The organism is Nocardia sp. NPDC060220, assembly GCF_042727815.1.
Classification (GTDB): Bacteria; Actinomycetota; Actinomycetes; order Mycobacteriales; family Mycobacteriaceae; genus Nocardia.
Genome location: NZ_JBHWZY010000165.1, coordinates 1 through 10290 on the forward strand (window position 1 = coordinate 1; position 10290 = coordinate 10290).

A 10290-nucleotide genomic window follows, 5' to 3' on the forward strand; every position below is an offset into this window, starting at 1 on the left:
GCGATGAGCAACACACCACCGAACTGGTACCGGGACCCCTCCGACGCCGACCACCTCAGGTACTGGAACGGCATCGAATGGACCGACAACAGGATGGCCGCCGCACCTGCCGCGCCGAACCCGGGCGCATCGACCGCGAAAGTGCCGTTGTTCGGCGCACGCGCGCTGGCGAAGCGCCAGTCCGCCGAACTCGCCGACGCGATAGCCGAGAATCAACGGCTCCGAGCACAATTGACGGCGCTGAGAGGGCTCGAAACAGCGCAACTGCAGCAGCTGCGCGACCAGCTCGCCACTCAAGTGACCGACGATCAGGCCATGCTGGACGCCCTGCGCGCTGAGGTGATCAGCACCCGCGACGAGCAGGTGCTGCAGGAGATCGGGATCTACGAGTACCGCCATCCGCTCTCGGACTCGATGGCCTACCGCACGGCGCTGGAGCTGTTGCAAGGCGAGATCAAGGCGATGGCGCGCCGCGACGGTGGTGCGATCGAGGCATCGACCACGTGGACCGTCAACGGTTCGGTCACCGAGGGACGGAAGATGGTCCGCGAGTACTCGAAGTTGATGTTGCGGGCATACAACGCCGAAGCGGACAACCTCGTCCGCAGTCTCAAGCCGTACAAGTTGACCAGCGCGCTGACTCGACTGAACAAGATCGCCACCACGATCGAACGCCTCGGCAAGACCATGCAGCTGCGGGTGTCCGTCCATTACCACACGCTGCGCTGCCGCGAACTCGAGATGACGGCCGACTACCTGGAGTTTCTCGCGCGGCAGAAGGAGCACGAGCGCGAGGAACGCGATCGGCTGCGCGAGGAACGGCGAGCGCACACTGAATTGTCCAGGGAGCGGGAACGATTGGAGAAGGAGCAACGGCGCTACCGTGAATCCCTCGCCGCGCTGGAGGCGATCGGCAAGGCACGGTCCGCCGACGCCGATCAGCTACGCGGTCTGTTGGCGAAGCTCGAGAGCGACATCGCGACGATCCAGGATCGTGCCGACAACTACCGGGCCGGATTCGTCTACGTGCTATCGAATATCGGGGCGTTCAAGGACATGGTAATGATCGGCCTCACCCGGCGGTTCGACCCGGAGGACCGGATCCGCGAACTCGGCAACACCTCGGTGCCGTTCAAGTACGACATGCACACGATGTTCTACGACAAGGACGCGGTCGGCATCAGAGACCAGTTGCATCAGCAACTCGCCGACCGGCGGGTGAACCTCGTTAACCAACGCCGCGAGTTCTTCTACGCCACTCCTGCCGAGGTGCGTGAACATCTTCAGGCGGTGGTGGGCCAGGTCGGCAGTTTCGATGACCTGGCCAAAGCTGTGGAGTACCACCAGAGCCGAGCCGCCCGGTCGCGCTGATGACACGGAAGTTGCTGGGCGGCAACATAATCAGTGCACCGATCGGGTTTCGACGTCGTCGCGCCCGTGGCAATATGGTGCGGTGGTTGATACGCAGAGCGAGTTCACGCTCCACACTAGCGGCGGTGCCGACGATCTGTTCGACCTGCACGAGTGGTTCAACGACGACCGGGCGTTGCGTGGTCGGGTGACATTGGTGGACAGCCCTATTCGCGATGGCGAGATGGGCGGGCTCGCCGAAGTCCTCGTCGTCGCCGTCGGCACGGGTGGCACCCTCACCGCGCTGGCGAGTTCGTTGTCGACGTGGTTCACCGTCCGACAGTCCGACATCAAACTGACGTTCACCCGCGGCGACGGCGAGATGACGATTGACGCGAAGGGTGTCGGGGCGGGAACCGACGTCGAGAAACTCCTGCGCCAGCTCCTCGACCACCGGACCAAGCAGTGACCGGTGCCGCGGACCGCAACGGGTGGCGCACGGTATTGATCGGGGCGAGCCGCTTCTCACACCCCGACTTCCATGATCTGCCCGCCGTCGCCAACAACATCAACGACCTCGCCGAACGCCTGACCTCGCCATCCGGTGGCGCGGTAGCCGAGCAACACTGCACCGTCCTGCACAACCCGAGCATGCCCGGACAAGTCGGAACCGCGATCACCCAGGCAGCGGCCGAGGCCGAAGATGTTCTACTGTTCTATTTCTCCGGGCACGGAAAGCTGGATCAAGCGGGAAACCTGCATCTGGTTTTGCCTGACAGTGACCCCGACCAGATCGAACTGAGTTCGGTGCCGTTCGGCGTCGTCAAACGCCACATCAGCAAGAGCCGCGCGCAGGCGCGTATCGTCATTCTGGATTGTTGCTTCTCCGGCAACGCCATCGAAACCATGAGCACGTCCGCCGACCTCGTCACGTTCGAGACCCAAAACATCGAGGGTACGTACGTGCTCACCTCGTCCCCCAAGAACAAACCCTCATTGGCACCGACAGACGGCCGCCACACCGCATTCACCGCGGCCCTGCTGGCCGCCGCGACGGACACCGATCTCACCCTCGATCAGCTCTACGCCAGCACGGCCAAGATACTGAGGGGCCGTAGCCAGCCGGAACCACAATGCCGAGTTCACAATTCGGCGCACGCGCTGAGACTGTTCGCTCCACCCACCACGCCGGCAGCACCTGCAGTCGCTGATCCCGTCGATATCGACGCACTAGCGGTCCTCGACGCCGCACAGCAGGGCGACGTCGACTCAATGATCGAGCTGGCGCAACGATTCCACCGCGCGAAAGATCTCGAGCACGCCGAACAGTGGTGGCGCCTCGCCGCTGAGGCCGGGAATCCCGGTGCGATGTACAACGTCGCTGTGGTCAGCGAAATCCAGCGCAGATTCGAAGACGGCAAATACTGGTATCAGCGTGCCGCCGAAACCGGCGACACCAACGCCATGCACAACCTCGCGATCCGGCTTCGGCTCAGCGGGCGCGAGGCCGAAGCCGCCCGATGGTGGCATGCAGCGGGCCATACCTCGCCACAGCGCAATGGCGAGAAGCTGCGAAAAGTGGTGCTGCGAAAAGACTTGCCGGTCGACCCGCACATGCGGACCGACGCTGAGGCATCGCAGTACTCGTTGCCGACGACCCGTCGACTGATGCTCATAACACTGGGGAAATGGGCCAACCGCCCGGCTACCTGGGACGAAACTCCCTGGGGCGGAGGTGTGCACACCCGCACCGGCAGCGGCTACTACCACGGCATGTCCGACGATGAGTTACTCGGCTCAGCACGGGTCTTCTGGAAATTCAGACCAGCGAACTGGCACGGCGTCGACTTCGCGGTAGTCGCCCATGCGGGAATCACCCGCGCGGTGATTCGGATCCACGGCTTCATCGGGCCTTTCGGTGACCGTTACGGGATCCAGGGTCAACTGGTCGACGACCCGGACATTCTCGCCGAACTCGTCGACAAGACCGTTCCCCGACGGCAGAACCCCATTACGCTCTGGGCCTGATGACCTCACATCTCGACATCGGCACGCGCCACGATGCCGATACCGGCGGTGCATAGTTCAGCTGACGTGCCAGGGCGGCGATGCTCGGACCGTCGCGGTATTGCTGGCGAGCCTGGTCCAGGGAACCTGAGAGGCTGGACGATTGCCCATGTGAGCAGGTCGATGTGCTCTCCACCCGGAACGTCGGTTGTTTGATTGAACTTCTGCGGTCGACCTGAATAGTGCAGAGAAGCTTCCGTGAAGGGAAAGTTGCCAGGCTGGATATAACCGATGAGCGAGCTCAGCCCTCGGCTGCCAGCTGACCGCAGGCTGCGGCGATCTCCTGCCCGCGAGTGTCGCGCACGGTGCAGGTAACGCCCTGCGCCTGGACACGACGCACGAACTCGTCCTGCACCGGCTTCGGACTCGCATCCCACTCACTACCCGGAGTCGGGTTCAACGGAATCAGATTCACATGCACCTACGGCCCCAACGCCTTACGCAGCTTCTTGCCGAGCATGTCCGCCCGCCAACCCTGGTCGTTGACATCGCGGATGAGGGCATACTCGATCGAGACACGGCGGCTCGACTTGTCCGCGTAATACCGTGCGGCGTCAAGAACTTCCGCGACCGGCCAGCGATTGTTTACCGGTACCAAGGTGTCCCGCAGCTCGTCGTCGGGAGTATGAAGCGACACAGCCAACCTCACCGACAGATCCTCATCTGCGAGCTTGCGGATTGCCGGAGCGATCCCGACCGTCGAAACAGTCACCGCGCGTTGGGAAATACCGAACCCGTTCGGAGCCGGTGATGTGATTCGCTTGACCGCCTTGAGAACTCGGCCAAAGTTGGCAAGTGGTTCGCCCATGCCCCTGATTTACAAACATTCCGACCAGCGCTGACGGCTGGAAAATCACGTCGAGAGTTAGTCGGCGCTCGGTTGGCTCTGCATTTCGGCCAGCAGTTTGGCCAGGTCGCGATCCCGATCGAAGCCTCGCTCGGTGATCAATCGAATCGCCTCAGCAGCGTCTGCAATATCGTCCGCGGTTGCGACCGCGGCCAAGCTCCTGAGGTCCGCACTGTCCTGCGGACGGCTCTCGTCATCGCGAGCAAGCAGCTTCAACGCGATCAGATGCCCAGTGCGAGCAATGGGCACGACCAAACCGGGAAAAATCTCGAGCGGCTCCGACGCACGAACAATCTCCGGCTCGATACCCGAACTGGCAAAAAGCAGGTCAACGACTACGGGAACCCCGTCGATGCGCCGCTTGAGCCGGACAGTCGCCAACCGGCCGTTGTCGTGCTCGACCGAAGCGAACAACTGGTATCCGGCCGCTATCAACGACTGCACCAGACCTTCAGCTTGGGAGTCATCAGCCACCGCAGCAGCGATGTCGATATCTGCCGTGAATCTTGGATTCGATCGGGCCGACACCGCGAATCCGCCGACGATCGACCACCGAAATCCGCGCTGATCAAGATCGGAAGCAGCCTTGCGGAGTGCGGCCTCGAGCGGATTCATGCGAACCTGGCCGACGGTCGACCTCGCCCTCCGCCAAGCGGCTCGAACGGTCGCGACAGCAACCACTCGTCTATCGCTGCATCGATGACCGACTCATCCGCGTCCGGCCGCTCGCGACGAAGTCGAGCGCGCTGCATGCCCAAGCCGAACTCGAACATATCGATCGCAAGCCGGAGCCGATCCGCAGGTGAGTCGTCGTCCATGTACAGAGCCTACCGTCGAGGTCGGCCGCCACACCGACCATCCGCACGCAGTAGCCACGCACCCGGCGCCCTCGTCAGGAACGACTTGGCCACCCATTTGGCGTTGAGGACCTTGGCACTTCATATTCAGATCGCCCACAGCCGCAATCCACTTCTAGTAGTTTTGCCACCGGTTCTGTCCCGGTGACACCAAGGGACGGGAGGATGGTGAGCCAAGCACTCTGCCACAGTGATGACGCGAACCACCAGGCAGTAAGGAAGGAACCGATGTCCGACGTCAGTTTTTCTGTGGCGGTTCGCGCCTTTTGCCCGGTCGAACGCGGTGGGAGCGGAGCCGACCCGGGTCCGCTGGTGTCGATCACCGCTACCGTCGCGGTTACAGGCACCGGGACTGTCCATATGCATGATTGCCGAAGCCTGGGGAAGGCCAAGCCACGCAACTACACGTTCGCGGAACTCACAGCTGCTGGCGTGCAGCGGGCCTGCAAGACCTGCCGGGTCGACGAGCGGGTCCCGCTGACAAAGGAACAGTCTGCCTATGCGACCACCGCTACGGAAGAATGGCGAAGGACTGAGAGCATCCGACAAGAAGCCGAACAGCTGCGGAAGCGACGAACTGAACTGAAGAGTCGGATCAAGAGGGCCGACGATCAACTCGACTCACTGACGCGCAGTTGGGGTCGTGAGCGGTTGCCGCAGGGCTCATGGCCACCCGCTTCGACAGCGACAACGGCGACCGGCCCATGTAACGAACTCCTGCGCGATACCGAGCCCATTGCATTCTGTGAGGCTGTCGCGATCGCCGCTTACGACGCTGACGCGGGCACATTCATCCTTCGGTGCCCTGTTGACAGCGACCACGACCCCTTCATGCTTCGCGAGCAGGCTAAGAACTTGGTTGCCCATGGCCATCCCCACCGCGCCGCCCGCGGGTTCGATCTCTGGCTGTCTTGGCAAGCCGATCGGTCGGCCGCCTTCGCGGCATTGGAAGCGATCGAGCGCCAGTATGCCGACGTTCTTCCGCTCCACCCGATCCCGAACTGCGCAGTCTGCGGGGATCCACTCCAGATGCATCGCACTCGTGAAGAGGAGATCTGGTTCTGCCCCGGAGTCGAGGGCCAGCGGCGGCACCTGGTTCGACGAGACAAACGCGACGATCCGACGTCGGCTTCGCACGCGGTCGAGTATTTGGTGGGACATTTCCTTCAGTCTCTCCGCCGCCCGGCCTACGGCCAGCTTTGGCCATTTGCGCTGAGTCCGACGAGCCAGCTCGGAGATGAGTCCCTCAACCCTGACCCCGAGCTACTTGAACGGAATCATGAACGACTGCTCACGACCATCGCAGTGGTCGACGGTGCTGGTCTCGCCGCCGACGATGCCGATCTGGAGGATATGAGGCGGCAATGCCAGCAGCTACTGGAAGCTGTTGAGACTCTTCAGGTAGACGGCTCCGCCTACGGTGTACTAGAACCGGCGGTTGCTGTCGGTGCCACCCCTTCCAAGATCCAGCAATGGCTGCTCATCGAAACCCTCACACTGGGTGCCGAAGGGCCGCCAAAGGTGACGTTTACCCTTGATCGGCCAGATGTCAGGGAGCGATTGGAGATTGCTGGCCTGCGTCACGCCATCTCAGCAGCTCGCGAATGGGCTGACCAACGAGAGCAGGAGCTCCACGCGAGGGAGAAGCATCAGCCGTAGAGCGGATCCGTGCCCAGTTACACTCCGCCCGAAGCATTCATGATGCCGGTCCGGCCCGATAGACCCTGAGGCCGCCGCCCCTTTCGACGACTCGGCCCCACCAACAAACCCCGCAACCCTGGCAATTCACCACCGCCCCAAGCGAATCCCAATGGCGAGCATAACTCGCAGGCCAGACCCGACTCGAAGTGACTGCCGCTCAAGCACTCCGCCTCGTTTGCGACGCCGAAGAGCAGAAGTATTCGGCTAACTGGGGTCCCGACACCTGGCTCCCGATACCGGGCGTTCCTTGACCTACCGGCTGGCGCCCCCGGTCTGCGGTTGCGAAGCCATTCGGGGGTCCGGCCTGCTAGCCTTGTCGTCACGCCGCTTCGGACCCCACGCCGGACTGGACAATAATCACTTTGATCGATGCCAGGCCGGACACCAGGCCGACCCGGACGCGATCTGACGAACCCATTCGAGACTCGCCGTGTGCAGTCTGCAGTGCTCGGTTACCCATCGCATCCCAGGAGCCGTACTACCGTGCGCTACTTCCTCGCTCATCCAACGTTATCCCGGACGCAGATCTTCGCCGTATCTATCGACAGCACAGTAGGTATCCCAGACGAACTGGAGTTGGTTACCACAGTTGGCACCGACCACCTCGATCTCGTTCCGGATCTGGTCAGCAGATTGAATCAATTCATACAGGAGCAAGCTCAGCCTGACGACGACTTTGCCGTGCGTGCAGAGCTGACGCATCCGGATCTCGGCATGTTCCCGAAGGCAGTCTCAGATTCCATCCGCCGATACCTCGAAACACGCTGTACTACGCCATTTTACGGCGATTGGAGTTGGCGCGGCCCCATCCACTCCGTGCCGGACTACGTAGACCAGCTGCAACGCCCCAGGGGCATAGATGAACTGTACGAATTCATGCGTGGCCCAAACTCGGGCGAAGTAGAGTTGCCGGTGCGGCTAGAGAACGCTATCGAATCGACATGGCGGGGAGGGAAATACTGGGAATTGGATGGGCGGACCGCCACCCCGGATATCGCCTACGACGAACCGCGGCCCGGACGCTGGCCACACGTTGACGGACTGAATCCCGAGATTGTTTGGACCAGTTGGAAAATTGGCGAGTTAGACGACAAGTCCGAGCTGGTCGAGTCCAACCTTCGCGATGGCGTTCAGCTGGCGACGAAGGCCCATGACGCCGGAAAGTACGTCCGCATTCACCCAGTAACGGTCTGGGTCCAAGATGCCGAGCGCGACGAGCACGGCTACTCAACCGGAGGACACGGCCAAGGTGGCTGGGTTGTTGAAGTATTCAATGCCCCGATCCCGGATTACACCGACCTCGATAAAGAGGAGTAAGGCACATCCGAACTCGTGCGGCTAGACCGCCCGACCGACGAGTCTCCGCGATGCAGCGGTGGGCATCGCGGCTCCACGGATAAACCCCCCGCACCCAGGTTAAATCACATGCAGAGCGGAACTTCAGGCAGGTGCTAGTGCCGCGTCACGCAACGTTAGGTAGGTAATCCGAACGCCGGATCCTGGAACCGACCGCGAATTCGCGCACAGGGTCCGGCGTGCTGATTACGCCAGCGGATGTAATCACCGATCGCGGCGTCCTGCTCGGCGAGGCTGCGGTGGTCAGTGCCGTTGAGCGCGAAGTACTGCGACGCCGCAAACTCACACTCAATCCGGTTCAGCCACGACGAATACGTCGGCACGAACACCAACTCGACCGCGTTCGACCCGCACCAGTCCCGCGCGCCCGCCTATACACACCGAGTTATCGCAGATCAGATACAGTTTCCGACCAAGCCAACGAGCCCGCAACGACTTCACAAAGGCCAGGAACTCGGGTCCAACGCTTCCGATCACTGATCCGGTAGTAGAGCTAACCCGAGGCCAAATCCAAAGACACCGAACATCTGTCGCACCCGCGAGGGCGGTGATAGGTCGCACGTAACCGCGTCGGTCGCCGTTTCGGGAACCAGCCCCGACCGGCCCGCGGTAACAGATTCAACGGCCCGAACTCATCAACACAGATCACCCGCCCATCGGCAGGTGGGTTGCCATAAAGATCGAGGATCCGGTGTATCTTGGCGACGAAGTCGGGATCGTTGCTGGTCTTCCACGTTTTCGTGGCCGGCCACGACACTCCACCGGCGATGAGAATCCGGCGCAGAGTCTCGCGGCTGAGGTCCGCGATCTTGTTGGTACGCAACACGTGCGCCAGCTTCGACAAACTCCATGTCGAGAACGGCCAGTTCAGATCGTGGGGGCAGCACCGGTCGATCTGACAAATCCGATCACGCGTCGCTTGATCGGTCTTCGTGGGCCTGCCCCGCTTCGTTTTGGGTCCAGCGACTCGAATCCGTGCGCGTTGAAGTCGTGAATCACTTGGCGCACATAGAGTTCCGATACTTGCATCAGCTTCGCGATCAACCCGACGGGTTGATGCTGGGCCGAGGCCATCACCACGATCGCCCACCACATTCGCACAGGTTGCTCGCTACGCCGCGCGATCTGGGCCAAGTTGCGGCCTTCTTCCGGGTTCACTGCTCTGACGAACACATCCGGTTTGCGAGCCACCGGCACCACCTCCACCGGGCAGCATCACCGCTCACGCGCTGATAATCAATCCGCCACCTTGGCAGATTGCCGCATCAACCTTCCGAGCCGAGGCACTAGCAGTCCTGGCTATGCATCGGCGAACAGCGTCTTCTCAAGTCGCGCCACTGAATCCATATGCGTCCGCATCGCCGGGTCCATTACCCAGCAATGGGAGGTATACCGCTCAAACCCCAGAGACTCCCAGGTCCTTTGCACCTTGGCCAGCTCTTCCGCGAAGCGCGGATGCTCGGTCAGACCGGTCCGATCGTCCCGCTCCCTCAACAGCTCGATCGGGAATGGATGCGCCGCCACGACACCAACAGACTCAGCGAAGAGCCGAAGAATACGGCTGATGAGCAGGCGACCGACTCCGCCACGACCTCGCCACATCTCCGCCATGTAGACCCGGTCGATCAGAACGGCCGCTGAGTGCATGCCTTCGATGATCTCAGCGAGGTCAGGATGAAACTGATTGTCGCCGCCGAACAGAGGTGCGAAATGTGCGTAGTCCTGGGACATGCCATCAAGGAGGTCATCGATGCGGCTCTCGACGATGTACGGATCAACCAGCAGACCGTGCATCGTCAACACCGTCCACCGTTTCTCGCGGTCGCCACGTTCATCAGTGTGAACTACCGAGAGGCCAAGCGGAACGTCATCAGCTGGGCTATCGCCGTCGGAGCTGACTGCGTATGTGGCAGTCCCAGTCCAGTGCATCAGTCCTGGGTCGACGTAGTCGCCGACCACAGGTGCGGAGATGTTGACGTTCACGTCGAAGGATGCCCAATCGATCTGACCTTGTGGCGTCATGACGCAATCTTACTGATCTGCAATCGAATTGGCAGCCTGGTTGCAGAGGCAGATATCAGGTCGAGCGACGCGCGTTAGAACGGCTAACGG

9 protein-coding genes and 1 pseudogene are annotated in these 10290 nt (G+C 61.8%); 5 read left to right on the forward strand and 5 right to left on the reverse strand.

Annotated features, from left to right (window positions below):
- From ACFWF3_RS11290 to ACFWF3_RS11300, 3 genes are all read left to right on the forward strand, one after another.
- Window positions 1-1371, forward strand: a 1371-nt coding sequence (locus tag ACFWF3_RS11290) for a DUF4041 domain-containing protein (protein WP_379313542.1), incomplete at its 5' end; no start/stop codon positions are given.
- A gap of 82 nt (window positions 1372-1453) precedes the next feature.
- Window positions 1454-1819, forward strand: coding sequence for a hypothetical protein (locus tag ACFWF3_RS11295; protein WP_379313544.1), 366 nt, complete (start codon window positions 1454-1456; stop codon window positions 1817-1819).
- A 35-nt stretch (window positions 1820-1854) separates the two neighbouring features.
- On the forward strand, window positions 1855-3378 hold the full coding sequence (locus ACFWF3_RS11300; protein WP_379313545.1) for a caspase family protein: 1524 nt from the start codon (window positions 1855-1857) through the stop codon (window positions 3376-3378).
- A gap of 280 nt (window positions 3379-3658) precedes the next feature.
- Here ACFWF3_RS11300 and ACFWF3_RS11305 read toward each other — a convergent pair.
- The 3 genes and pseudogenes from ACFWF3_RS11305 to ACFWF3_RS11315 all read right to left on the reverse strand — a co-directional run.
- Window positions 3659-4228: pseudogene (locus ACFWF3_RS11305) on the reverse strand (radical SAM protein); the annotation flags it as partial.
- 54 nt (window positions 4229-4282) lie between these two features.
- On the reverse strand, window positions 4283-4879 hold the full coding sequence (locus ACFWF3_RS11310; RefSeq protein ID WP_379313546.1) for a nucleotidyl transferase AbiEii/AbiGii toxin family protein: 597 nt from the start codon (window positions 4877-4879) through the stop codon (window positions 4283-4285).
- The gene (locus ACFWF3_RS11315) at window positions 4876-5082 is read right to left on the reverse strand and encodes a hypothetical protein (protein ID WP_379313547.1); all 207 of its coding nucleotides are present in this window, start codon (window positions 5080-5082) and stop codon (window positions 4876-4878) included. The genes ACFWF3_RS11310 and ACFWF3_RS11315 overlap by 4 nt, the downstream gene beginning before the upstream one ends.
- A 267-nt stretch (window positions 5083-5349) precedes the next feature.
- Between ACFWF3_RS11315 and ACFWF3_RS11320 the strand changes: the two genes are divergently transcribed.
- Both ACFWF3_RS11320 and ACFWF3_RS11325 read left to right on the forward strand, forming a co-directional pair.
- Window positions 5350-6780 carry a hypothetical protein gene (locus ACFWF3_RS11320; RefSeq protein ID WP_379313548.1) on the forward strand — a complete coding sequence of 477 codons (1431 nt, stop codon included), beginning with the start codon at window positions 5350-5352 and terminating at the stop codon, window positions 6778-6780.
- A 525-nt stretch (window positions 6781-7305) separates the two neighbouring features.
- Window positions 7306-8139 carry a hypothetical protein gene (locus ACFWF3_RS11325; protein WP_379313550.1) on the forward strand — a complete coding sequence of 278 codons (834 nt, stop codon included), beginning with the start codon at window positions 7306-7308 and terminating at the stop codon, window positions 8137-8139.
- Between the two features lie 906 nt (window positions 8140-9045).
- Here ACFWF3_RS11325 and ACFWF3_RS11330 read toward each other — a convergent pair.
- Complete coding sequence (locus tag ACFWF3_RS11330) at window positions 9046-9369, reverse strand: helix-turn-helix domain-containing protein (protein WP_379313551.1); 324 nt, start codon at window positions 9367-9369, stop codon at window positions 9046-9048.
- Window positions 9370-9477: 108 nt separating this feature from the next.
- Window positions 9478-10200 (reverse strand): hypothetical protein, encoded by a 723-nt coding sequence (locus tag ACFWF3_RS11335; protein WP_379313552.1) that lies wholly within the window; start codon window positions 10198-10200, stop codon window positions 9478-9480.
- Window positions 10201-10290 lie beyond the last annotated feature (90 nt).

Coding starts and splice junctions, on each gene's coding strand:
- ACFWF3_RS11310 (WP_379313546.1), bottom strand. CDS start 4,879: ATGAATCCGCTCGAGGCCGCACTCCGCAAGGCTGCTTCCGATCTTGAT.
- ACFWF3_RS11320 (WP_379313548.1), top strand. CDS start 5,350: ATGTCCGACGTCAGTTTTTCTGTGGCGGTTCGCGCCTTTTGCCCGGTC.
- ACFWF3_RS11315 (WP_379313547.1), bottom strand. CDS start 5,082: ATGGACGACGACTCACCTGCGGATCGGCTCCGGCTTGCGATCGATATG.
- ACFWF3_RS11335 (WP_379313552.1), bottom strand. CDS start 10,200: ATGACGCCACAAGGTCAGATCGATTGGGCATCCTTCGACGTGAACGTC.